Origin of the sequence: Aeromonas dhakensis (genome assembly GCF_002285935.1) — a bacterium.
Taxonomy (GTDB): domain Bacteria; phylum Pseudomonadota; class Gammaproteobacteria; order Enterobacterales; family Aeromonadaceae; genus Aeromonas; species Aeromonas dhakensis.
Window position 1 is genome coordinate 500,862 of the sequence record NZ_CP023141.1, and the last position, 23,843, is coordinate 524,704.

22 protein-coding genes and 1 tRNA gene are annotated in these 23,843 nt (G+C 60.8%); 11 read left to right on the top strand and 12 right to left on the bottom strand.

Annotated features, from left to right (window positions below; translation table 11 throughout):
- Positions 1 to 112: 112 nt before the first annotated feature.
- From CK627_RS02630 to yqhD, 5 genes are all read right to left on the bottom strand, one after another.
- Positions 113 to 1,420 carry an L-cysteine desulfidase family protein gene (locus CK627_RS02630; protein ID WP_043158750.1) on the bottom strand — a complete coding sequence of 436 codons (1,308 nt, stop codon included), beginning with the start codon at positions 1,418 to 1,420 and terminating at the stop codon, positions 113 to 115.
- 315 nt (positions 1,421 to 1,735) lie between these two features.
- Complete coding sequence (locus tag CK627_RS02635) at positions 1,736 to 2,488, bottom strand: substrate-binding periplasmic protein (protein WP_095591612.1); 753 nt, start codon at positions 2,486 to 2,488, stop codon at positions 1,736 to 1,738.
- Positions 2,489 to 2,584: 96 nt separating this feature from the next.
- Positions 2,585 to 4,069 (bottom strand): Re/Si-specific NAD(P)(+) transhydrogenase subunit beta, encoded by a 1,485-nt coding sequence (pntB, locus tag CK627_RS02640; RefSeq protein WP_005306445.1) that lies wholly within the window; start codon positions 4,067 to 4,069, stop codon positions 2,585 to 2,587.
- An 11-nt stretch (positions 4,070 to 4,080) separates the two neighbouring features.
- Positions 4,081 to 5,607 carry a Re/Si-specific NAD(P)(+) transhydrogenase subunit alpha gene (gene pntA / locus CK627_RS02645; RefSeq protein WP_095591613.1) on the bottom strand — a complete coding sequence of 509 codons (1,527 nt, stop codon included), beginning with the start codon at positions 5,605 to 5,607 and terminating at the stop codon, positions 4,081 to 4,083.
- A gap of 507 nt (positions 5,608 to 6,114) precedes the next feature.
- Complete coding sequence (gene yqhD / locus CK627_RS02650; RefSeq protein WP_017779296.1) at positions 6,115 to 7,278, bottom strand: alcohol dehydrogenase; 1,164 nt, start codon at positions 7,276 to 7,278, stop codon at positions 6,115 to 6,117.
- 145 nt (positions 7,279 to 7,423) lie between these two features.
- Here yqhD and CK627_RS02655 point away from each other — a divergent pair, with 145 nt between their 5' ends.
- Both CK627_RS02655 and CK627_RS02660 read left to right on the top strand, forming a co-directional pair.
- Positions 7,424 to 8,326, top strand: a complete 903-nt coding sequence (locus CK627_RS02655) for an AraC family transcriptional regulator (protein WP_005306451.1) — start codon at positions 7,424 to 7,426, stop codon at positions 8,324 to 8,326.
- A 17-nt stretch (positions 8,327 to 8,343) separates the two neighbouring features.
- Positions 8,344 to 8,856, top strand: a complete 513-nt coding sequence (locus CK627_RS02660) for a lipocalin family protein (RefSeq protein WP_017787097.1) — start codon at positions 8,344 to 8,346, stop codon at positions 8,854 to 8,856.
- Positions 8,857 to 8,921: 65 nt separating this feature from the next.
- Here CK627_RS02660 and CK627_RS02665 read toward each other — a convergent pair whose 3' ends face one another.
- Positions 8,922 to 10,814 (bottom strand): methyl-accepting chemotaxis protein, encoded by a 1,893-nt coding sequence (locus CK627_RS02665; protein WP_017779293.1) that lies wholly within the window; start codon positions 10,812 to 10,814, stop codon positions 8,922 to 8,924.
- A 241-nt stretch (positions 10,815 to 11,055) separates the two neighbouring features.
- Here CK627_RS02665 and CK627_RS02670 point away from each other — a divergent pair, with 241 nt between their 5' ends.
- Complete coding sequence (locus tag CK627_RS02670; protein ID WP_095591614.1) at positions 11,056 to 11,574, top strand: class IV adenylate cyclase; 519 nt, start codon at positions 11,056 to 11,058, stop codon at positions 11,572 to 11,574.
- A 49-nt stretch (positions 11,575 to 11,623) separates the two neighbouring features.
- Here CK627_RS02670 and CK627_RS02675 read toward each other — a convergent pair whose 3' ends face one another.
- Both CK627_RS02675 and CK627_RS02680 read right to left on the bottom strand, forming a co-directional pair.
- Positions 11,624 to 12,994, bottom strand: a complete 1,371-nt coding sequence (locus CK627_RS02675) for a phosphatidylserine decarboxylase family protein (protein ID WP_095591615.1) — start codon at positions 12,992 to 12,994, stop codon at positions 11,624 to 11,626.
- A 294-nt stretch (positions 12,995 to 13,288) separates the two neighbouring features.
- Positions 13,289 to 13,365 (bottom strand) — tRNA-Trp (locus CK627_RS02680).
- Between the two features lie 209 nt (positions 13,366 to 13,574).
- Between CK627_RS02680 and CK627_RS02685 the strand changes: the two genes are divergently transcribed.
- From CK627_RS02685 to CK627_RS02700, 5 genes are all read left to right on the top strand, one after another.
- Entirely contained in the window at positions 13,575 to 14,117 is a 543-nt protein-coding gene (locus CK627_RS02685) for a hypothetical protein (RefSeq protein WP_005306461.1), read from the top strand.
- 99 nt (positions 14,118 to 14,216) lie between these two features.
- On the top strand, positions 14,217 to 14,411 hold the full coding sequence (locus CK627_RS22465) for a hypothetical protein (RefSeq protein WP_139431056.1): 195 nt from the start codon (positions 14,217 to 14,219) through the stop codon (positions 14,409 to 14,411).
- On the top strand, positions 14,392 to 15,312 hold the full coding sequence (gene pyrB, locus CK627_RS02690) for an aspartate carbamoyltransferase (protein ID WP_005306463.1): 921 nt from the start codon (positions 14,392 to 14,394) through the stop codon (positions 15,310 to 15,312). Before CK627_RS22465 ends, pyrB begins: the two co-directional genes overlap by 20 nt.
- A gap of 16 nt (positions 15,313 to 15,328) precedes the next feature.
- On the top strand, positions 15,329 to 15,793 hold the full coding sequence (gene pyrI, locus CK627_RS02695) for an aspartate carbamoyltransferase regulatory subunit (protein WP_005306465.1): 465 nt from the start codon (positions 15,329 to 15,331) through the stop codon (positions 15,791 to 15,793).
- A gap of 218 nt (positions 15,794 to 16,011) precedes the next feature.
- Positions 16,012 to 16,503, top strand: a complete 492-nt coding sequence (locus CK627_RS02700; RefSeq protein ID WP_005306467.1) for an arginine repressor — start codon at positions 16,012 to 16,014, stop codon at positions 16,501 to 16,503.
- Positions 16,504 to 16,651: 148 nt separating this feature from the next.
- Here the strand turns inward: CK627_RS02700 and CK627_RS02705 are convergent, their stop codons facing one another.
- The 4 genes from CK627_RS02705 to arcA form a co-directional block, all read right to left on the bottom strand.
- On the bottom strand, positions 16,652 to 18,058 hold the full coding sequence (locus CK627_RS02705) for a YfcC family protein (RefSeq protein ID WP_005306469.1): 1,407 nt from the start codon (positions 18,056 to 18,058) through the stop codon (positions 16,652 to 16,654).
- A gap of 123 nt (positions 18,059 to 18,181) precedes the next feature.
- Entirely contained in the window at positions 18,182 to 19,186 is a 1,005-nt protein-coding gene (gene argF, locus CK627_RS02710) for an ornithine carbamoyltransferase (RefSeq protein WP_005306471.1), read from the bottom strand.
- A gap of 79 nt (positions 19,187 to 19,265) precedes the next feature.
- Entirely contained in the window at positions 19,266 to 20,192 is a 927-nt protein-coding gene (gene arcC / locus CK627_RS02715; RefSeq protein WP_010635806.1) for a carbamate kinase, read from the bottom strand.
- A gap of 62 nt (positions 20,193 to 20,254) precedes the next feature.
- Positions 20,255 to 21,475 (bottom strand): arginine deiminase, encoded by a 1,221-nt coding sequence (arcA, locus tag CK627_RS02720; RefSeq protein WP_017764826.1) that lies wholly within the window; start codon positions 21,473 to 21,475, stop codon positions 20,255 to 20,257.
- 746 nt (positions 21,476 to 22,221) lie between these two features.
- On the opposite strand from arcA, the gene CK627_RS02725 reads away from it, so the two are divergent.
- The 3 genes from CK627_RS02725 to CK627_RS02735 all read left to right on the top strand — a co-directional run bounded on the left by CK627_RS02725 (position 22,222) and on the right by CK627_RS02735 (position 23,514).
- A complete protein-coding gene (locus tag CK627_RS02725) occupies positions 22,222 to 22,398 on the top strand; it encodes a hypothetical protein (RefSeq protein ID WP_010635804.1) in 177 nt (58 codons plus the stop codon).
- Positions 22,399 to 22,496: 98 nt separating this feature from the next.
- Positions 22,497 to 23,144 carry a nucleotide-binding protein gene (locus CK627_RS02730; RefSeq protein WP_005306480.1) on the top strand — a complete coding sequence of 216 codons (648 nt, stop codon included), beginning with the start codon at positions 22,497 to 22,499 and terminating at the stop codon, positions 23,142 to 23,144.
- Between the two features lies 1 nt (position 23,145).
- Positions 23,146 to 23,514, top strand: a complete 369-nt coding sequence (locus tag CK627_RS02735) for a hypothetical protein (protein ID WP_005306483.1) — start codon at positions 23,146 to 23,148, stop codon at positions 23,512 to 23,514.
- Positions 23,515 to 23,843 lie beyond the last annotated feature (329 nt).

A 23,843-nucleotide genomic window follows, 5' to 3' on the forward strand; every position in this document is an offset into this window, starting at 1 on the left:
AGTACGCACTCCTCCCTGAAACCTGCCGCGTCGTGGCGGCGCGCCCCCCGGTATGGCCGGGGTGGCGTCAACTGGCAGAAAAACGGAGGGTGGCCTGCGCCACCCTCTTGCATCACTCGGCCTTGCCTTGCTGCTTGGCCCGCATGATGTTGATGATCTCGATATCGGTATCCAGCATCCCCTGCTTGGAGAGGCGGCCCAGGTTGGCGATGGTCTGATCCACGTCGTCGGAGACGATGCCTTCGCTCTGGGGGACCCGCAGATTGTTGATGGCCATCAGCGAGGATTTCACCGCCGCCGAGGTGGAGGTAGAGACCTTCATGGAACAGGCGCTGCCGGCACCGTCGCAGATGATACCGGAAACGTCGCCAATCATGTTGTTGATGCAGTGACTAATTTGCTCGAACTGACCACCCAGCAGCCAGGTGATGGCGGCCCCCGCCCCCATGGCGGCGGTGCTGGCGGCACAGAGGGCCGACAGCTTGTTCTGGTAGGTCTTGATGTAGATGGCGACCAGGTGGCTCATCACCAGCGCCCGGGTCAGCTGCTCGTCGCTCGCCTTGAGGAAGCGGGCGGCGGCGACCACCGGCATGGTGGCGGCAATGCCCTGGTTGCCGGAGCCCGAGTTGGACATGGCGGGCAGCATGGCACCATCCATGCGCGCATCGGAGGCGGCAGACGACAAACGCATCGCCAGGGTCATCAGGTCATCGGAGAGCAGCTTGCGCTCCACCTGCTCGGTGAGGATCTTGCCGATGCGCAGGCCATAGCCCTGCAGCCCTTCGTCCGCCAGCGCCTGGTTCATGGTGGCCGCCTCGCGGATGAAGTCGATCTCGGCCAGCGGCACCTGCAGGGCGAACTCGACAATCTCGCGCAGGGTCATGGTGGGCTTGCTGGCAGGGGCGGCCTGGATCTGCACACCAGGGGCACTGTCCTGCGCCATCAGCACCTCGCCATCGCGCTCCATCAGGATGATGCGGGTGTGGTCGGTACAGATCACCACCCGGGCGCTGTGGCCCTCTACCTCTGCCAGCACCTCGGCGTAGAGCACGTCCGGCACGTCCTTCACGTCCACCTTGATGGCGGGCAGCAGCGCCTTGGCGGCTTCGACCTGATCCGGCGTGAGGGTCTTGAGCACCTCCAGCCCGGCATCCGGGTTGCCGCCGGTGATGCCGACCGCCGCTGCCACCGGCAGCCCTATCATGCCAGTGCCCGGCACCCCGACCCCCATGCCGTTCTTGAACAGGTTGCCGCTGACCCAGACGCTGACGCGGGTCGGCACCTGCCCCAGCAGCTTGCGGCAGTTGGCCGCCGCCAGCGCCACCGACATGGGCTCGGTGCAGCCAAGGGCCGGCACCACTTCACGCTTGAGCAGGGTAATAAAGTCGGTCCATTGTGCGTTCATTGCGATGTGTCTCATGTTCATGGTGCCCGCATGGGGGCGTGTATTGTGCAGTCCGGCCCGCCGTGCAACGGCGGAGCGACATATAACCAGTATGGCGGGAGATGCCGGTCTGGCGGCAGCCGAATGAGGGCCGCGCCTATGATCGGAGCCGCTGCGGCGCTGGGCAATCCGATCAACTTTTGGTAACGCTAAAGCAATAGGACTCAAATAAAATTGAGCCGACTCGCTTTTTGCGCAGGCATTATGCCCCACTGGCGGTGAAGTGCCACAAAATGTGAACAGGCGCACAACAAGGCGATAGCGGCCCGGTTCAACCGGTTCAAGACGGGGTCAGAGCCCGTAGCGGGTCAGCAGGGCCTGATACTCGGGGGTCTGCTTGAAGGCCTTGAGGGCGAGGGAGAACTGATAGGCCAGCCGTTCGTTGCCGGGCCTATGGGTAAAGGCGAGAAAGTTGCGGTTGCTCTCGGTCACCATCTTCTCGCTGTGACCGATCTGATCCTGCAGACCCTGCCCCTTGAGCAGGTAACGGCCCACTATCTGGTTCATCACCACCGCATCCAGCCGGCCGGCCATCATCAGGTGCAGCTGCTTGATCATGTTGCTCTCCCCGGTCATGGGCACCCGGGTGAACAGGGCCGAGGTCAGGAAGGGCTCGCCATAGGCGTAATCTGCCTGGGTGCCGATACGCAGCCCCTTGAGGCTCTCCAGGCTCTGATAGTCGACAGGCTTGCTGAAGGGGAAGAAGATCACTTCGCCGCTCTGGGATAGGGGTTCATCCGGATAGTGCAGCCACTCCAGCCGGCGCTCCTCGAAGAAGACGTCGACCACGGCATCGCCGCGCTGGAACCTGGCCTCCTGCAGCACCCGCTTCCAGGGCAGCACCTTGACCGTGGTCTGGTAGCCCATCCGTTTGAGCACAGTGCGGGCCAGCTCAAGATCGGCACCGCCCAGACTGCCGTCGTCGAGGCGCATCACATAGGGCGGCCACAGTTCAGTGAGCAAGGTCAGGGTCGGCGGCTCGGCGGCCTGCACCAGGCCCCCCCACCAGAGACAAAACAGGATCCATCCTTTCCGCCACACCATGCCGCGCTCTCCCTCTGTGCATTGGCTGAGGATATACCAAAAAGTAAGTAATAAAAAAGGAGGCCACAGCCTCCTTTTTGCTTTCCTCTCCAGCGCTTACAGCGCTTTCAGGATGGCCTCGACGCTGGCCTTGGCATCGCCGAACAGCATCTGGGTGTTCTCTTTGAAGAACAGCGGGTTCTGCACACCGGCATAGCCAGTGTTCATGGAACGCTTGAAGCCGATGACGTTCTGCGCCTTCCACACTTCCAGCACCGGCATGCCGGCGATGGGGCTGCCCGGATCTTCCATGGCGGCCGGGTTGACGGTGTCGTTGGCACCGATCACCAGCACGGTGTCGGTATCGCTGAAGTCTTCGTTGATCTCGTCCATTTCCAGCACGATGTCGTACGGGACTTTCGCTTCCGCCAGCAGCACGTTCATGTGGCCAGGCAGACGACCGGCAACCGGGTGGATACCGAAGCGCACCTTGACGCCGCGGTCACGCAGCTTCTGGGTGATTTCGGCAACCGGATACTGGGCCTGCGCCACCGCCATGCCGTAGCCCGGGGTGATGATGACGGAGCTGGAGTTTTTCAGCAGCTCGGCCACGTCTTCGGCGCTGGTCTCGCGGTATTCGCCCATCTCCTGGTCGGCCGTGGAGGCCACACCGTCGGAGCCGAAGCCACCGGCGATCACGGAGATGAAGGAGCGGTTCATCGCCTTGCACATGATGTAGGAGAGGATCGCACCGGAAGAACCCACCAGGGCACCGGTGACGATCAGCAGGTCGTTGGAGAGCATGAAGCCCGCCGCCGCCGCCGCCCAACCGGAGTAGGAGTTCAGCATGGAGACCACCACCGGCATGTCGGCGCCGCCGATGGAGGCAACCAGGTGCCAGCCGAAGGCGAAGGCGATCAGGGTCATCACCAGCAGGGCGAAGGTGGAGCCACCGGCGTTGACGAAGTGGATCATCAGCGCGATGGAGACCACCACGGCCAGCAGGTTCAGCTTGTGGCGGTGCGGCAGCATCAGCGGCTTGGAAGAGATCAGGCCACGCAGCTTGCCGAACGCCACCACGGAACCGGTGAAGGTCACCGCACCGATGAAGACGCCCAGGAACACTTCCACCAGGTGGATGTTCAGCATGGCGCCGGTCAGGTGCTCGACCTGGGCGACGCTGTTGGCCTGTTCGAAGGCGGCGCGGGCTGCGGCCAGAGTGGCATCCAGGTTGGAACCGACAGAGACCACCACTTCAGCCGGAGCAGACGGGTGCAGATCGATGAAGCTGTTGAAGCCCACCAGCACGGCCGCCATACCCACGAAGCTGTGCAGCACGGCCACCAGCTCGGGCATTTCGGTCATCTCGACCTTGAGCGCCAGACGCACGCCGATGGCACCGCCGATCACCATGGCCAGGATGATCCAGTGAACGCCACTGGTTTCCGGGTTGAATACGGTGGCGAGCAGGGCGATGGCCATCCCCGCGATACCGAACAGGTTGCCATGTTTGGCCGTCTCTTGCTTCGACAGTCCCGCGAGACTGAGGATGAAGAGCACGGCGGCAACGATATAGGATGCTGTTACCAGTCCTTGAGACACGTTAAACCCCCTTAATCCTTACGGAACATCTTCAGCATGCGCTGAGTGACGGTGAAGCCGCCGAAGATGTTGATACTGGCAATCAGCACGGCGATGAAGGCCAATGCGGTGACCAGGGTCGACCCTTGCCCAATCTGCAGCAGGGCACCGACCACGATAATGCCGGAGATGGCATTGGTGACCGACATCAGCGGCGTGTGCAGGGCGTGAGAGACGTTCCACACCACGTAGTAACCGACCACACAGGCCAGGATGAATACGGTGAAGTGAGAGAGGAACGCGGCAGGCGCTACGGCAGCAACCCAGCCGAAGGCGGCGATGCCGAGGGCACCGAACACGAACTTCTTGTTGGAGGGTTTGGCCTCTTCTTTCTTGGCAGCCGGTTTGGCGGCGGCCGGCTTCTGCGGGGCGGCAGAGACGGAGATGGCGGGCGGCGGGAAGGTCACTTCACCGGCCTGGATCACCGTCATGTTGCGCTGCACCACGTCTTCGAAGTCGATGGCGACGTTGCCGTCCTTCTCCTTGCACATCAGCTTCATCAGGTTGACCAGGTTGGTACCGTAGAGCTGGGAGGATTGGGCAGGCAGACGACCCGGCAGATCGGTGTAACCGATCACCTTGACGCCGTTGTCGGTGACATGCAGTTCACCCGATACCGTGTATTCGCAGTTGCCGCCAGCCTGGGCAGCCATGTCCACGATGACGGAACCCGGTTTCATGCTGTCCACCATCTCTTTGGTGATCAGCTTGGGTGCCGGCTTGCCCGGGATCAGGGCGGTGGTGATGATGATGTCCACTTCCTTGGCCTGCTGGGCAAACAGCGCCATCTCAGCCGCGATGAACTCTTCGCTCATGACCTTGGCGTAACCATCGGAGGAGGAGCCATCCTCGCCGCCGAAGTCGAGCTTGAGGAATTCACCACCCATGGACTCGATCTGCTCGGCCACTTCCAGACGGGTATCGAACGCACGCACGATGGCACCGAGGGAACCGGCAGTACCGATGGCGGCCAGACCGGCGACACCGGCACCGATCACCAGCACCTTGGCGGGCGGCACTTTACCGGCGGCGGTGATCTGGCCGGTGAAGAAGCGACCAAACTGGTGCGCGGCTTCAACGACGGCGCGATAGCCACCGATGTTGGCCATGGAGGAGAGGGCATCGAGGGACTGGGCACGGGAGATCCGCGGCACCATGTCCATCGCCATCACATTGATGTTGTGCGCGGACAGCTTCTTGACCAGCTCAGGGTTCTGGGCGGGCCAGATGAAGCTCACCAGAGTGGCACCATCTTTAATTTGTGCGATCTCGGCATCGGTCGGCGCATTGACCTTGAAGATGAGGTCGGCTTGCCAGACGCTCGGCACCACGCTGGCACCGGCAGCCTCGAAGGCGGCATCATCGAAGCTGGCCAGCAGGCCGGCACCGGCCTCGATAGCGACCTCGAAGCCGAGCTTTTTCAGCTGCTCAACGGTGGCCGGGGTCGCTGCGACCCGGGTCTCACCGGCGAGACTCTCTCTCGGTATTCCAATCTGCATGACTATTCCCTGATGGTTAATAAACAATCGCTGCCCAGTGTCGCATTTCTGGCGAAACAAGACATGACCAAAGTGCAGGTCACGGGCCCTTTGTTATGAAAATCAGTAGGCTTTACCTCAACCTCCTGTCATGGTCAGGCCCCCGCTTTTCAGGCGCGAAGGTGATTAGTATCAAATTTTGGAGTTTTATTACAACCGCAGTCCCGGCAGCGCGCGTACAGAATTCAGCCCGTCCCGGACCATGATTTAAAAAAACAAACCAAATTAGCGACTTATACCAGTAAAAAGCGCTGGAAAAAGTGATCCAACCAGTCAAAAAAAATGTTTTACCGGCCCTCTATCTTAGCGCTTTTTGTTCTTACGAAATCCGCACGGATCACAGATATCAGGCCGAAAACGAAAAAAGTAACTGTTTTGTAACAGACAAGGGGCCGTCTACCCGCCAAATAGGCGGATCCGGCCCCTGTTATTTAATCGTTTCGATGGTGACTGACCGGTGCGCCCGGTTTACCAGGCCGCCTCATAAATATGCTGGCTCTGCACCAGGTCGATATCGCCGTGCTCGCCGATGGCGGTCATACCGTGTTCCGCCAGCTTGCCGAGCAGGGTATCAATTCCTGCGTCCGCCACGCCGTAATCCCGCAGCCGGGTCTTGATCCCCATCCGCTCGAAGAAGTCGCGGGTGGCGGCGATGGCGCCGTCGATGCGCTCAGCCTCGCTGCCACTGCGCAGACCCCACACCCGCTCGGCGTATTGCAGCAGCTTGGCGTGTTTCTGCTGGCGCTTGGCCTGCAGCAGGGCCGGCAGCACCACCGCCAGGGTCTGGGCGTGGTCGAGGCCGTGCAGGGCGGTGATCTCGTGGCCCAGCATGTGGGTGGCCCAGTCCTGCGGTACACCGGCTCCGATCAGGCCGTTCAGCGCCAGGGTGGCACTCCACATGATGTTGGCGCGCACCTCGTAGTTTTCCGGTTCCACCAGTGCCTTGGGGCCCTCTTCCAGCAGGGTCAGCAGCAGGCCCTCGGCGAAGCGATCCTGCACCTTGGCGTTGACCGGGTAGGTGAGGTACTGCTCCAGGATGTGCACGAAGGCATCCACCACCCCGTTGGCCACCTGACGGGCCGGCAGGGTGTAGGTGAGCACGGGGTCGAGCACGGCAAAGCACGGCATCACGAAGGGCGAGAAGAAGTGCACCTTGTCGCCGCTGCTGCGCCGGGTCACCACGGCGCCCATGTTCATCTCGGAACCGGTGGCCGGCAGGGTCAGCACGGCGCCGAGCGGGATGGCGGAGCGCACTTCGTTGCCCACGGTCTCGAGGATGTGCCAGGGATCCCGGGCCGGATCGTAGTGGGCGGCCGCGGCGATGAACTTGGTGCCGTCGAGCACGGAGCCGCCGCCGACGGCCAGCAGGAAGTCGACCCGCTCGGCGCGGGCCAGCTCGACCGCCCCCATCAGGGTCTCGTAGGTGGGGTTGGGCTCGATGCCGCCGAATTCAAACAGGGTCATGCCGGCCAGTTCGCTGCGGATCTGGGCCAGCAGGCCGCTGCGCACCACGCTGCCGCCACCGTAGGTGATGAGGATGCGGGCGTCGTGTGGCAGTTGGGCACGCAGCTGGGCGACCTGGCCCTTGCCGAACAGGATCTTGGTCGGGGTATGCAGGGTGAAGTTGTTCATCGACATTGCCTTTTTAGTCTCTGGCGGCCAGGCCGCAAAAATGTGATTGCATTTTTCTCCAGACAACCAATACCATCAAGACAACATCCTGCTAGTTCTTTGCCTATTTCTACAAAGCAGCCAGAACAGACTTCAAGAGCACCCCATGCAGACACGCTACACCGACCTCGCCGCCAAGCTGGCTCGCCACGTCACCGCACCCGGCATCACTCCCTCGCCGGTGGATCAGGTGAGCCTCATCTACACCACCGAATACCACGGCCGCACCCCGGTGCTCTATCAGCCGCGGATGATAGTGATCCTGCAAGGGCACAAGGTGGGCTATCTGGCGGACCAGGTGTTTCGCTACGACCCCAACCACTACTTGCTGATGACCCTGCCGCTGCCCTGCGAGTGCGAGTGCTTCGCCTCCCCCGAGCAGCCCCTCATCGGCTTCTCCCTCGAGATCAACCTGGTGACCCTGCAGGAGCTGTTGCTGGAGCTGGGGGATGCCCTGCCCGCCCCCGCTCCGCAAAAGAGCGGCGTGCATTCGGTGCCCCTGTCGGAGGCCATGTTCTGCGCCGCCGAGCGGCTGATCGATCTGATGGACAAGCCCCACCACGCCCGGGTGCTGGGGCCACAGACGGTGCGGGAGATGCTGTTCTACGCCCTGCACGAGGGGGGCGGCCCGGCGTTGCAGGCGCTCGCCAATCGCCACAACCATGTGGGCCAGATCGCCCGGGTGCTGCGTATGATAGAGCAGCGTTTCGCCGACAACCTGACCATGGAGGAGCTGGCGCGGGAGGTGAACATGAGCGTCTCCGCCTTCCACCACCACTTCAAGGCGGTCACCGCCACCTCGCCACTGCAGTACATCAAGTCGTTTCGCCTCCACAAGGCGCGGATGATGATGCTGCACGACGGCATCAAGGCGGGCACCGCGGCGGCCAGGGTCGGCTACGAGAGCAACTCCCAGTTCAGTCGGGAGTACAAGCGCTTCTTCGGCAGCACGCCGACGGATCAGGCCTCCCGCTTTCGGGAAGGCCAGCTGCGCATCATAGAGGGATAACCAGAGAGGAATTGTTCATGCGTACACTGCTTTGCCTGCTCACCGCCTGCCTGCTGACGGCCTGTACCGGCCTCGCCGACGGCATCCGCCCCGTTACCGGCTTCCAGCTCGACCGCTACCTCGGCACCTGGTACGAGATAGCCCGCCTCGACCATAGCTTCGAGCGCGGACTGGAGCAGGTGAGCGCCACCTACAGCCTGCGCGACGACGGCGGGGTCAAGGTACTCAATCGCGGCAAGCAGAGCGACGGCAGCTGGCGCGAGGCAGAGGGCAAGGCCTACTTCGTCGACAAACCGGACGAGGCACGGCTCAAGGTGAGCTTCTTCGGCCCCTTCTACGGCGGCTACAACGTCATCGAACTGGATCCCGATTACCAGCTCTCGCTGGTGACCAGCTACAACCACGACTACCTCTGGATCCTCGCCCGTTCACCCAATCCGCCCAAGGCCAAAGTAGATGCGCTGGTCGCCAAGGCAGCATCGCTGGGCTTTGCCACCGATCAGCTGATCTGGGTCAAGCAGACCCCCTGAGCCTGTCGTAAAATAAGCAAGGGCAGCCCGCGGGCTGCCCTTTTTCATGGACGTTCGAGCGATGATCAGAGCCGGAAGCGGCCGATCTCCTGCTCCAGCCGCTCGGTCAACCCCTTCAGCTCGGCCGCCTGCGCCGCCTCCTGATTGGCCTGCTCGGCCAGCTCCTGGGAGACGTGGCGGATGTTCTCGGTGTTGCGGCTGATCTCGCTGGTGACCGAGGTCTGCTCTTCGGCCGCCGCCGCAATCTGGGTCGCCATGTCGCTGATGGAACCGATCGCCTCGTTGATCCGCGCCAGGCTCTGGTTGGCGGACTCCGCGTCCTCCACGCTGGTACCCGCCAGCTGGCGACTGGTCTCCATGCCGCCCACCGCCCGGCGGGTGGTCTGCTGCAGGGTCTCGATCATCTGCTGGATCTCGTCGGTGGAGTCGTGGGTGCGGCGCGACAGTACCCGCACCTCGTCCGCCACCACCGCAAAGCCGCGCCCCTGCTCGCCGGCCCGGGCCGCTTCGATGGCGGCGTTGAGCGCCAGCAGGTTGGTCTGCTCGGCGATGCCGCTGATGGTGGCCAGAATGCCGCTGATCTTCTGGGCATGGGCATCCAGCTCCACGATGATCTGGCTGGCGTCGGCCACTTCGTCTGCCAGCCCGGTGATGCTGCGCTGGCTCTGGCCGACCTGCGACTGGCCGGATACCGCCAGCTTGACCGCATCGCCCGAGGTAGTGGCGGCAAACTCGGCGTTGCCGGCGATCTCCTGAGTGGCGGAGGCCATCTCGGTCACCGCGGTCGCCACCATCACGATCTCGTCCTGCTGCTGGCGCACCCGCTGACTGCGGGACTGGGCCCCGGCCGCCTGGGCGCGGGACTGGGCCGCCAGCTCGACGGTGACGTCACGCAGTCGGCTGACGATGCCGTGCAGCCGCGCCACGAACTGGTTGAAGCTCTCCGCCAGCTGACCCACCTCATCCTTGCTGCGGGTGTTGATGTGGACCGTGAGGTCCCCCTCGCCGTGGGCGATGTCGTGCAGCGCGCCGGCGACCCGACCCAGATCGGCAAACAGATACTTGAACATGGCGGTGAGCAGGGCGCTGAACACCAGCATCAGCACCAGGGTCAGCCCCACCAGCTGCCACAGCAGGGTGGCGAGCGGTGCCTCCAGCACGTCGCGATACATCACCATGGCCAGCAGCCAGTCGGTGCCCGCCACCGGTTGCACCGCCAGCAACACGTCGCGCCCGTCGAGGGTGGCGGCGTGCAGCTCGTTGTTCTCGCGGCCCCACTGCTGGAAGGTGGCCGCCGACAGGTCGGGAGAGAGCTCGGCAATCTGCTTGAGCGCCAGCTCCTTGTTGGGGTGACCGACGATGAGACCGCTGCTGTCGAGCAGCATGGCGTACCCATCCCCCTGTACCTGCATCGCCAGCACCTCGTCGATCAGCTTGTCGAGCGCCAGGTTGGCCCCCACGGCGCCGACCAGCTCGCCCTGATGGCGTACCGGCTCGGAGAGGGTGACCACCAGCTTCTGCATGGTGACGCTGACATAGGGGGCGGTGACGATGAGCTGCCCCGCCTTCACCGCGTCCTGATACCAGGGACGCTCGCGCGGGTCATAGTTGCCGGTATTGAGGGAGGGGTCCTGGCGGGTCATCACCCCCTGGGTGGAACCAAAGTAGGTGAGCCCGAAGCCACCCGAGGTGTAGGCCTGCTTCAGGTGCGGCACCAGCTCGGCCTGCGGGTTGTCGGCGATCAGGTTCACCAGCGCGTGCACCGTGTTCTTGCGATCCGCCATCCAGTCGCCGATGGCGACCGAGTAGGCGTGGCCATAGTTGACCGCCTCGCTCTGGATGGCGCTCATGGTGCGGGATTTGAGGGTGTGAAAAGCAACGATGCCGAGCAGTGAGGCCATCAGCAGCACCACCCCCAGACTGGTGGCCAGCAGCTTGCCGCGCAACGAAAGTGTCATGACTACGGATCCTTGTTGTTGTGACGGGCCAGGGAGAGACCCTTGTTTAATCAAGGCTATCGGCCACATGCTGAACAGACTTTAGTGAATCCTGTCGATTTATCATGACTCGGCAACAGGTTGTGCCACAGCTCACGAAAAACCACCCACTCTTCGGCCGATATCCGTCTCGACAAATGGCTATGCAGGACGCAATCCGTGCTAGGTTGGACTCCTTCAAACCCTGATGGATAACCCTGCCATGCCCCGAAATATCGAGATCAAAGCCAGCATAGAGCGGATAGATGACCTGCTCCCCAAGGCACTCGCCATCGCCGATCAGGGCCCCGTCGAGATCGAGCAGGATGACACCTTCTTTCGCTGTGACGCCGGTCGTCTGAAGCTGCGAACCTTTTCTCCCTCGGCCGGCGAGCTCATCTTCTACCGCCGCGCCGATCAACAAGGCCCCAAGGAGAGCTTCTATCAGCTGACCCCGACACATGAACCGGATCGCCTGCGGGAGACCCTCAGCCTGGCCTGTGGCCAGATCGGCAGGGTGCAGAAGAAGCGCACCCTGTTGCTGGTCGGCAGAACCCGGATCCACCTCGATCGGGTGCAGGGGCTCGGCCACTTCCTCGAACTGGAGGTGGTGCTGGAGGAGGACGAGCCGCTTGAGGCGGGGATGCAGGAAGCCAACGACCTCATGGCGCAGCTTGGAGTTGAGCCCTCCCGGCTGATAGAAGGCGCCTATCTGGATCTGCTCCTCCGGCAGCAGGCCTGAATGCAACAAGGCCGCCCGCAGGCGGCCTCCCATACTCTGCCCGGCAGAGCTACTTGACCCGGGCGATGGCGGTATTGAGCCGCATATTGGTCGCATCCAGCCCTGGGGTCTGGCCATGGAAGTCGAACTCCAGCCTGACGCCGGGGCGAAACAGCAGACAGTGGGTGGAGCCGCCGAAGTGGAACATGCCGAGCTGATCCCCCTTCTTCACCCGATCCCCCGCCTGCACCGTGATCTCGCAGCTCGACACCTCGGCCATCCCCACCGGTACCACGCACATCAGACCGATTTTGGGGTTGTCCGCCTCGATGAAGATGAGTGCCCGGGTCGCCACCGAGGTGAGGAACGGCTGGGAGTTGTTGGGGGCGCTGGGATCCGCCCCCTGCGGGTCGGCAAAGCCTTCGAACTGGTTCTCCAGATAGTAGGTGCCGTTGATGACGCGCACCTTGCGGATGGTGCCGCTCACCGGGCTGTGCCAGCGGTGGTAGCTGAGCGCGCTGAGGAAAGCCTGATAGACGGTGCCGCCCTCGAAACGGGGGGCCAGATCGTCAAAATCGAGCATGTTCTCCAGCGAATAGGGCTGCCCCTTGAGCCAAAACTGATCGCTGCGGCTCACCTCCTTGCGCACCTGCAGCGGCGCCGACTCGCAAGCGTTGACGATGACATTGTCATCCGTTGGCGCCGAGACCGGCCGCACCCCGGCCCGAAAACGCCGGGTGAAGAAGTCATCCCAGCAGCCGAAGCCGTGGTAATCGGCTGCCGGCTCGCACTCGAAGATCTGCTCGAAACTGCCCGGCGTGGGGTTGGGCCCCTCCCCGACCGCTTCGTTCGCCACCTGCACCATCTCGGCCTTGGCTGCCTTGCCGAGCCAAGGCACCACCAGGGTCTCGCGATCCAGCCTGCTTACCGGCTCGGTCAGCACATAGCGGGAAGCCGGGCTTTGCAGGAACTGGGCCCAGTAGTCGAGGATCTTCTTGAACTGCTGATTGACCAGGGCATTGGCAAAAAACTGGTAGCCGGAGCGAGTGGCCATGGGCCAGTCGAGCAGGGCATTGATGGGAAAGCCGATGAGGCCGGACGGTTCCTGGCTGGGGATGTCCTGATAGGCCTCGGGGGCCGTGGTCATGATGCCGTTGAGCAGACCGAGGAACTCCTCGAACGAACGCACCTCAGGCTGACCGAGCGGGGTCTGGTGCTTGTGGCGCCAGGCCTCCTTGAACATGGCCTCGGCCTGGGCATGCAGCGCCGGGTCGGCATTGACCAGATCCCGCAGCTCGGCGATGGGGGGGACCAGCGCTCTCGGCTGCTGGTTCACGTAGTGCTTGATCCGCCGGATCCAGCGCTCGACATGGGCCCCATCCTGGGGGATCCAGCCGCCGGGTCGGGACTTGTTCAATCGGGTTTCCACTGCCTTGTTCATGGTTCGCTCTCCTCAGCTGATGTTCACGCCCACAATCCACGGCTTGAGCATTGAGTGCCGGCCTGCCAGCGGCATGCCAGGGCACCGACCCTGTTATGTAGCACAGGGGGCCCGGCAGCACGATTGCCAGAAACGACAGGGCAGAGTGGCGCAATAGCGACTAGCGGTTGGGAGATGCGGGTATGGGGAGAGCAACCAGGCCAGGAGAGCAGGCGGCACAGGGGGATGTGCAAAAGGAGAGTGGCAGGCCCGGAAAAGCGAAAAGCCAGCTCAATGAGCTGGCTTTTCTGAAAATGGCAGGGGCGGCAGGACTCGAACCCGCAACCATCGGTTTTGGAGACCGCTGTTCTACCAATTGGAACTACGCCCCTGCAACAAACGAGGCGTAGTATACAAAGCGGGTTTCAAAGGTAAAGGCTTTTTTCTCACTTTCGGTGCGATTGCGCAAAGGACGAGCAGATCCTGCCAATTTATGCAGCTCCAATGGGTAACCTGCTGTATTTACAGCCTTGTTTGGGTAGGAAACTGACCACAATGGGGGTAGGGTTAAGCTTGGGGCCTGGCAAGAAGGGGGCTGCACATGCTCAATTACCGGTTACTGCAACAACTTGCACCGCTCAACTTCAGAGATGAAAGCAAAACCGAGACACTGCCCGACTATCTGGCACGGGTCGCCCCGCTGGTGCCCTTCATTCCCGAAAATGTGCTCATCCAGTGGATTTATCGCCATTGGCGCGGTTTTGAGTCCAACTGGAGCTTTATCGATCTCGCCCGCCATCAGTTCGAGTGCGAGAGCTGGCCCACCGCACGGATCATCGACCAGATAGACTCCCGCCATATGGAGGTGATCGAACGCTGGGGCGAGATGTTGCGCAGCAACCGCTACGTGCGCAGCTCCTGGCTCGGGGAGAGGATGTTGCGTGAAGGGAGTTGGCCAGAACCCATCATAGTGCTGGCATCGACGGCAGGGGACAGCTACCCGAACGGACAACCCCTGCCCCACCCCTACTGCCTGCTGGAAGGGCACCACAGGCTCGGCTATCTGCGCGCCATGGTGCATGATGACGAGCCACTGCAGCCCCAGCATCAGGTGTGGGTTTGCCGACCTGTTCGCAGCACTTAAACGTTTTTCCGTGCAAATCTTGCCTTTGAAATAAATTTTTGACAATTCAAAATGCGACTCTATAATCTGTCCGGTTTGAAAAAAGGTCAGGACAGGACGATGCAGTTTTTGATGAAAAAAACAGCCTTGCAGACGGGTGGAGCGCACCAGAGCGGCCCCGTTGTTTCCGGTTCCCGACCCACAGATCCCCAATTGTTTTCAAAAAAAGCCCCTGTTTCAGGGGCTTTTTTTTGTGCCCGAAAAACCTTCATTGATGTCAAAGGGAATGCAGACGATGACCAATCCACTCTATAAGAAACATGTCATCTCCATCACGGACCTGACCCGGTCTGAAATGGAACTGGTAGTCTCAACCGCACAACGGTTGAAGGCCGAGCCCGACACCCGCTTGCTGAAAGACAAGCTGGTCGCCAGCTGCTTCTTCGAAGCCTCTACCCGCACCCGCCTCTCCTTCGAGACCGCGGTGCAGCGCCTGGGTGGCAACATCATCGGCTTCGCCGACGGTGGCAACACCAGTGCCAAGAAGGGTGAAACCCTGGCCGACTCCATCAAGATCATCGGCTCCTACACCGATGCGGTGGTGATGCGTCATCCGAAAGAGGGGGCGGCCCGCCTCGCCTCCGAATTCTCCCGCGTGCCGGTCATCAACGGCGGCGACGGCTCCAACCAGCATCCGACCCAGACCCTGCTCGACCTCTTCTCCATCCGCGAGACCCAGGGCAAACTGGACGGCCTCAACGTCGCCTTCGTCGGTGACCTCAAGTACGGCCGCACCGTGCACTCGCTGGCTCAGGCCCTCAGCCTGTTCAACTGCCGCTTCTTCTTCATCTCGCCGGAAGCGCTGGCGATGCCGGACTACATCTGCGAAGAGCTGGAAGAGAAGGGCATCCAGTTCAGCGTGCATGAAACCATGGAAGAGGTGATGCCTGAGCTCGACATCCTCTACATGACCCGGGTCCAGAAAGAGCGCTTCGACGAGACCGAGTACAAGCACATGGCCGCCAAGTTCGTGCTGGAACTGGCCACCCTGGAAGGGGCCAAGCCCACCATGAAGATCCTGCATCCCCTGCCCCGCGTCGACGAGATCGACGTCGCGGTCGACAAGACGCCCCACGCCTACTACTTCCAGCAGGCGGAGAACGGGGTCTATGCGCGCCAGGCACTGCTGGCTCTGGTACTGAACGAAACTGTCTAACGGAAAGGGGAACATCATGTCTGACAAGAACCAACTGCAAGTCGAAGCCATCCGTCACGGCTCCGTCATCGACCACGTCCCCGCCGGCCAGGGCATCAAGATCCTCAAGCTGTTCCAGCTGGTAGAGACCCAGGAGCGGATCACCGTCGGCTTCAACCTCAAATCCGGCGCCCTCGGCAAAAAGGATCTCATCAAGATCGAGAACACCCGCCTGACCGAGCAGCAGGCCAACCAGCTGGCGCTGTTCGCCCCCAAGGCAACCGTCAACATCATCGAAGACTTCGCAGTGGTGAAGAAGCACCAGCTCAAGCTGCCGGAGTTCATCGCCGGGGTGTTCCACTGCCCCAACTCCAACTGCATCTCCCACAACGAGCCGGTGGAGAGCTACTTCCGGGTGCGCGAGGTGAAAGGCGCGGTACGGATGAAGTGCAAATACTGCGAGAAGTCCTTCACCCAGGACATCGTCAGCGAACGCTACTGAGAACCAGACTCAAAAAGATATCCAGGTGGGCCCCAAGGGGCCCATTTTTGACCCCTGTCACATCACCAAATAACCAGTTGGTTATAATTTGCCATCCAAAGAGAGCTATTCCCGCTCATTTCCTGCCAGTGCATTGATTGCCAGTATTTTTTGCTGATATTCAGCAAATGCGGCAGATATCGAGCGTTTACCGTCGGTCATCATCAAAGGAATTCGCCGTGGTCAAGACCCTCAGCCGTCCCGTTGCCCAAGAGCCCGATCTGGCCCAGCTGGATGCCTGTCGCCAGATCATCGGCCAGCACTGCTACAGCACCCAAGAAGAGATCCGCCGCGAGCTGTCGGAGCGCGGCTTCGCCGACATCAGCCAGTCCACCATCTCCCGCCTGCTGCGCCGTCTCGGCGTCGCCAAGGCGCAGAATGCCAACGGCAAGAAGGTCTACACCCTGGTTGACGAACAGCTGGAACCCGCCGGCAGTACCCGCTCCATTCACGACATGGTGCGCGCCGTGGTGCACAACCAGCAGATGGTGTTGATCCATACCACACCAGGGGCCGCCACCGTGGTGGCTCGTCTGCTGGATCGCAACGCCAATCCCGAGATCATGGGGGCCGTCGCCGGCAACGACGTGGTGCTGGTCGCCCCGCGTCACATCAGCCGCACCCGTCAGGCCCACGCCGCCGTGGTGCGCACCCTGGAACAGGCGCGCTAGCCTTCCCCCAATGTAGCAAGGCGACCCAGGGTCGCCTTTTTGTTGTCTGCCAATCGGCTTTTTATCCCATCTGTGCGCTGCGCCTCGTGGTCGGCCATAAAAAACGGGAGCCAGCGGCTCCCGTTTTTACGGCTATGTCTGTCGGTGTTTATGCCAGCACGGCACCCAGGCTCAGGCAGACCACGATCAGCACGGTCAGCAGGCCGAGCAGCGGGGCTACCCATTTCAGCCAACGTACATAGGGTACCTTGGCGATGGCCAGGCCACCCATGACCACGGCTGAGGTCGGGGTCACCAGGTTCACCAGACCGGAGGCGGACTGGTAAGCGGTGACCACCAGCTCGCGACCCACGTTGGCGAAGTCGGCCAGCGGCGCCATGATCGGCATGGTCAGCACGGCCAGGCCGGAGGAGGACGGCACCAGGAAGGAGAGCACCACTTCCAGCACGAACATCACGTTGATGAACACTACTGTGGAGAGGCCGGTCACTATCCCTTCCGCGCTGTGCAGTATGGTGTGGGTGATCATGCCGTTGTCCATCACCACCACGATACCGCGGGCGATACCGATGATCAGGGCCACGCCGAGCAGGTCGCGGGCACCGTCGATGAAGTTGGAGGTCAGCTCCTCTTCACTCATGCGGGAGATGACGCCGACTATGATGGCGGCGGCCAGGAACACACCGGAGATCTGCGCCATCCACCAGCCCAGCACTGCCACCCCGTAGATCATCACGGCGAAGGCGGCGACGAAGATGCCCAGCACTATCTTGCGAGTAAGAGTGAACTCCAGCATCTGGTCGCTCTTGTTGCCGAGGAAGTGGGCACGGTTCTCTTCCCACTTGTCAGCCACCAGGGACTTGCTGGGGTCGCTGCGAACCATCTTGGCGTAGCGCATCACATAGGCCACGCAGAGCAGCCAGCCGGCCACCAGCATGGCGACGCGCAGCCAGATGCCGTCGGTAAAGGAGATACCGGCGGCGTTGGCGGCGATCACTGTGGCGAACGGGTTGATGGTGGAACCCAGGGTACCGATACCGGCCCCCAGCAGCACGGTGGCGGCGGCGACGACCGGGTCGAAGCGGGCAGCCATCATCACAGGCACCAGCAGGGTGTAGAACGGCAGGGACTCTTCCGCCATGCCGTAGATGGTGCCCCCTGCGGCGAACAGCGCCATCAGGATCGGGATCATCCACTCTTCACGGCCGCGCAGGCGGTCGGTCACCCGTTCGATACCGGCATCGATGGCACCGGTCTTGGTCACTATGCCAAGAAAACCACCGATGATCAGGATGAAGAGGGAGACGTCGATGGCGCCTGCCTCGTAGGTGTCATGGTTGTAGAGACCATCGATCGGCGCCAGCAGCACGTCGACGATCCCCTGGGGATTGCCCTCTACCAGCTTGTAGGTACCGGCCACCGGCACTTCCTTGCCGAGGGCTTCGTTCATGGTCATTTCGTATTTGCCGGCCGGCACTATCCAGCTCAGGGCGGCCACCAGGGCGATCAGCACGAACAGTATCGTGTAGGCTGACGGGAACTTGAATTTGGTCATGGTCCAGCTTCCTTCTGTGGGTGTGGTATCCATGCAGGCTGCGGGTCGTAGGGTTGGAGGTATTATGCCGCTGTCACATGGTCGAAAAGCCGGGGGTCGCCCCCCGGCACCACTACTGCGACCTTAGTCGCCCAGCGTAGCAACCATCACTGCCTTGATGGTGTGCATCCGGTTTTCGGCCTCGTCGAACACGATGCTGTGCTCGGATTCGAACACGTCCTCGGTCACTTCCAGGCCTTTCATGCCGTATTTGTCAGCCACTTCCTTGCCCATGGTGGTCTCGTCGTTGTGGAACGCCGGCAGGCAGTGCATGAACTTCACATCCGGGTTCTTGGTGGCGTTGATGACGTCCATGTTGACCTGATACGGGGTCATCAGTTTGACGCGCTGATCCCAGGCTTCTTTCGCTTCACCCATGGAAACCCAGACGTCGGTGTAGAGGAAGTCGGTCCCCAGCACACCCTCTTTCACATCTTCGGTCAGGGTGATGCGTGCGCCTGTCTCTTCGGCGATCAGGCGGCACTTGGCAACCAGCTCTTCTTCCGGCCAGAAGGCTTTCGGCGCGACCAGGCGGATGTCCATGCCCATCTTGGCGGCGCCGACCATCAGGGAGTTACCCATGTTGTTGCGGGCGTCACCCAGGTAGGCGAACTTGATTTGATCCAGGCGTTTGCCCTTGCCGTGCTCCAGCATGGTCATGAAGTCGGCCAGGATCTGGGTCGGGTGGAATTCGTTGGTCAGGCCGTTCCAGACCGGGACACCGGCGTGGGCACCCAGCTCTTCGACGATCTCCTGGCCATAGCCACGGTATTCGATGCCGTCATACATGCGGCCCAGCACCCGGGCGGTGTCTTTCATGGACTCCTTGTGACCGATCTGGGAACCGCTCGGGCCGAGGTAGGAGACCTGGGCACCCTGGTCGAAGGCCGCCACTTCAAACGCACAACGGGTACGGGTGGAGGTCTTCTCGAAGATCAGGGCGATGTTCTTGCCGGTCAGGTGTTTACGCTCATAGCCACCGTATTTGGCTTTCTTCAGGTCGATGGCCAGATCGATCATGTATTGGATTTCGCGCGGGGTGAAGTCCAGCAGTTTCAGGAAGTTACGGTTACGCAGATTAAAAGCCATGATGAGTTCTCTCTATATTTGTTTCAGACCAATTCAGGCAGTAGTGTTGACTACGCATTCTCAGTACATATGTCGGTAATTACGCATTCACGGTACGGGTGGCGACGATATTGGTGCCGGCTTCGCCCTTGAGGATGGCCAGGCCATCGTCCAGTGCACCTATGCCGACCATGCCGCCGGTCGCCTTGACGAATTCGCAGGAGGCTTCGACCTTGGGCCCCATGGAGCCTGCGTCGAACTTGACGCCGGCCAGCTCGTCCGGGCTGGTGATCCGCAGCGGACGCTGGGTCGGTTTGCCCCAGTCCAGGTAGACGGCATCGGCATCGGTCAGGATCAGCAGGGCGTCGGCCTTGATCTGCTTGGCCAGGTAGGCGGCAGACATGTCCTTGTCGATGACGGCTTCGATACCGGTCAGGCTCTGGCCATCCCAGGTCACCGGGATGCCGCCACCACCGGTACAGATGATGAGGTGGCCCTGGGCGATCAGGGTTTCGATGGCGTCACCTTCCACGATGCGCTGGGGCAGCGGAGACGGCACCACGCGGCGGAAGAACTTGCCATCGGCCTTCACCACCCACTGCTTCTCTGCAGCCAGGGCGCGGGCTTCAGCCTCTTCGTAGACGGGACCGATGAATTTGGTCGGATTGACGAAGGCCGGATCTTGCGGGTCAACCTGCACCTGGGTCAGCAGCGCGGTGACGTTGCGACTCGGCATCAGGTTCTTCAACTCCTGGATCAGCATGTAGCCGATCATGCCCTGAGACTCGGCACCCAGCACATCCAGCGGATAGGGGGATACCTTGGTGTAGGCGCTGTTCTGCAGAGCCAGCAGGCCGACTTGCGGGCCGTTGCCATGCACCAACACCACGTTGTACTCCTGAGCGATCAGGGCGATGGTCTTGGCGGCGGTGGCGATGTTCTTGCGCTGGATATCTGCTTCGAGCGGCTCGCCACGACGGAGCAGGGCATTGCCACCCAGGGCGACGACGACAGTTGGTTTTTTCATGAGTGTTACTCTCGAGTTTGGTGCTGTGTGGCGCCAGCCTCTGCCGGCGCCACGCCGTCTTGTTAGATGCCGTCGCGTTCCATCGGGCAGCTCATGCAGCGGGCGCCGCCGCGGCCACGTCCCAGCTCTTCACCCGGGATGGGCAGCACAGTGATGCCGGCCTTGTCGTACTTCTCGTTGGTGTAGGTATTGCGCTCGTAACCCACCACCACGCCAGGGCGCACGGTCAGCACGTTGTTGGCATCGTTCCACTGCTCGCGCTCGGCCTCGAAGGTGTCGCCACCTGTGGTGATGAGCTTGAGCTGATCGACCCCCAGTGCCTTCTCGATGGCGGTGACGAAGTAGCCCTCTTCCTTGATGTTCATGCCGGTGGCACCGCCCGGAGTCAGGCTCCAGCAGTTCACATCCTTGCGGATGACTTCCGGATAGACGGAGAAGGTGTCTATGTCCATGTGGGTCATGACGGTATCCAGGTGCATGCAGCTGCGGTGTTTCGGCAGTTGCATGGCGATGACCTGTTTGGCCTGGCCGTGCTTGAACAGGCCGCGAGCCAGGTGCTCGACCCCTTGCGGTGTGGTGCGCTCGGACATGCCGATGAGCACGGCGCCACGACCGATGACCAGTACGTCACCCCCTTCGATGGTGGAGTTGTCGTAGTCGCGATCCTCGTCACCGAAGTACTTGATGAAGTCCTGACCGGCAAACTGCGGGTGCCAGCGATAGATGGCCTTCACGTGGTTGGTTTCGCGACGGCGGGCCGGTTTGGCCATCGGGTTGATGGAGACGCCACCATAGACCCAGCAGGAGGTATCACGGGTAAAGAGGTGGTTGGGCAGCGGCTCGATGATGAAGTCGGTCGGTGCGTGCATGCCCACTACCATGTTGACGCCGCTGTAGGGCATCTCGGAGTAGGTCAGGCCACCGGAGAGAATGCGGGCCAGCTCGCGGTGCGGCATGTCGGCCAGGAAGCAGCGTACGTCGTTGGCAAAAGAAGTGCCGAGGCGATAGTCGGAGACCTGATGTTGCAGCAGCCAGGTTTTGGCTTCCGGCACGTCCAGGGTTTCCGCCAGCAGATTGGTCAGCAGGAAAACTTCGACATTCTGATCGCGCAGTACCTGAGCGAATTTGTCGTGCTCCTGACCGGCACGTTCAACGGACAGGACGTCATCGAACAACAGATCCTGGCAGTTGGAAGGAGTCAGACGCTTCAGACTGAGGTTGGGGCGGTGCAACATGACACGGCGCAATTGGCCAACTTCAGAACCTACATAAAATTTGCTCATGATTATATTCCGTCTAGCTGTGGTCCCTGCGAGTGATTGAATAGATTCCTTCTATTCATGCTCGTGGCTAAGGCGGGATATTCTTTATGTAGGGTAATCGGCTTGTGTTCTATCCTGCCCTTGCCTTTCGAGACCGAGGTTAGACCTGCCAATCACGATAAACTTAGACATTGATCACATTCACCCAGAACTGAATAAATTCACGGTTTATTCTTTGATAGGGGTAACAGAACTGACAATCTCCCATTCACCTCTCCCGTTTAAATACGCACTTTCTTCGGCACATATTTCATATTTTGCCTTATTTCATTCACACCAAATATCTACAAAGGGATAGCAGCAAAAACAAAAATCGTTTAATTTCATATAGATAAAAACATACACAACAAGAAGTGAATTTTATATGCAGATATTTGAATTTTCCGCGCTCTTTACGAGGCGCTCGCAGCAAATAAAAAGTCACGGCCAGGCTTCGCGCTGAATAATCTGTTTGTTGTTCCAGATCATGGCATCGCGTCTGTTCCGCTTGCCGGGCCAGACTACAGGCAGTGTTGCCTCTTCACCTCTTATATGGATATGCACGAATTGCGCATCTTGGCCGGCCAATTTTCAACTGGCCGGCGCAGGGGCTTTTTCAAACTTTTTTCATTAGTTGAATTTATTTCAGCAGCTTGCGTCACAAGCCGGCTCGGCTTAACTCAGAAAGTGATCAGGATCACACCTGTTATGTCACCAAGGAGATAGCCATGAAGATGAAGTCACTGCTGCTGCTTTCCACTCTGCTGCTGCCCATGACCCCGGCACTGGTCCATGCGGAGGGTGCCCCTGCCATGCCATTGGTGGTGTGCCATGTCGATCAGGCCCCCCAGATGCTGGTACCCGCCTACGTGTGTCAGTGGCACGGCGGCAGTCAGCACTACTGAGCGACCCCCCGGGAGGAGGTCTTCTCCTCCTGGCTTGTCATGGCCCAACCCCCTCCTATACTCAATGCAGCTGTTTTTCATAGGGATAGGAGACGGTCATGATCCTGCTGGTCGGTGGTGAGAAAGGAGGGAGCGGCAAGAGTTGTCTGGCCCAGAATCTGGCGGTCTACCTCAGAACCCAGTTTCACGGCGAAGTACTGTTGGTGGACTGCGATCCGCAGCGCACCACCTCGGACTGGATCCAGGAGCGCAACGACAATCCGGATCTGCCCCAGATAAACTGCGTCCAGCTCTACGGCAACATCCGCAACGATCTGCTCAGCCTGAAGAACCGCTATGACTACCTGATCGTCGACTGTGGCGGCCAGGACAACCGGGCACTGCGTTCCACCATGGCCGTCGCCACCCATGCCCTGATCCCGCTGCGTCCCAAGCGCCGCGATCTCAAGACTCTGCCGCACATGGAAGACCTCATCACCACCTGCAAGATGGTCAACCCGACCTTGCGGGCTGCCGTAGTACTGACCCAATGCCCCGCCCTGCCCAACCAGGCGAAGCGGATACTGGAAGCCAAGGAGGTCTGCTCTTCCTTCGGTGTCGACGTGCTCAATTCCATCACCTATGGCCGCAACGTCTACGACGACAGCGAGGAGAAGGGATTGTCGGTGATGGAGATAGAGCCGGATGGCAAGTCTGCCGAAGAGATCCGCGCCATCGCCAAGGAGTTTCTGGAGCTGGGGGTATGAGATGGGACTTGCCGACCTGAAGAAGAAACACAATCTGCATCACCAGAAGAAGTTCACCATAGACGAGTTCATCGAGGACGCGGATTTTTATGCCAAGGGCAAGCCCAAGGTCGTCAGCCTGGAGCTGACTCTGCATCGGGACGAGGCTCTGACCGCACTCGCCTTCATCGAGAGCGGTGAACATCTCAAACCCAGCTTCAAGAAAGCCACCTTCTCGCTCAGCACCACGGCCATCGATGAGCTTGGCAACCTGACCCAGCAGGACGGCATGAACAAATCTCTGCTGCTGCGGTTGTTTACCCACTACTTCTCCTCCCTGAGCCCGGAAGAACGCCAGACCATCTATGAGCGGCTGCAGGCACACAACTGACGCTATCTTCCTCCAGCCATGCTTCGTTGCCAGCATGGCCCTTATCTGTTCGCCTCTCCTTTCTTAATCCCAGTTGAACAAGGTGTAAGACATTCGCCATAGCGGATGTAGGCAAAGCGCTAGAAAAGATCCCGCGATAGTCGGAAGATAAGATCGTAAAACATGAACAAAAAACACCTATCACAATGAAAGTAAAGGATAAATATTGAAACAAGTTTCCTTCGTAACGAGATGCGTAAAAACGTTTTTCACTCTGCCGTTGTCCCGCTCCCTGAAATCCTTATAGTTACTCCTGCACGGACGCAATGAAGTCGGTCAGGAAGACTGGC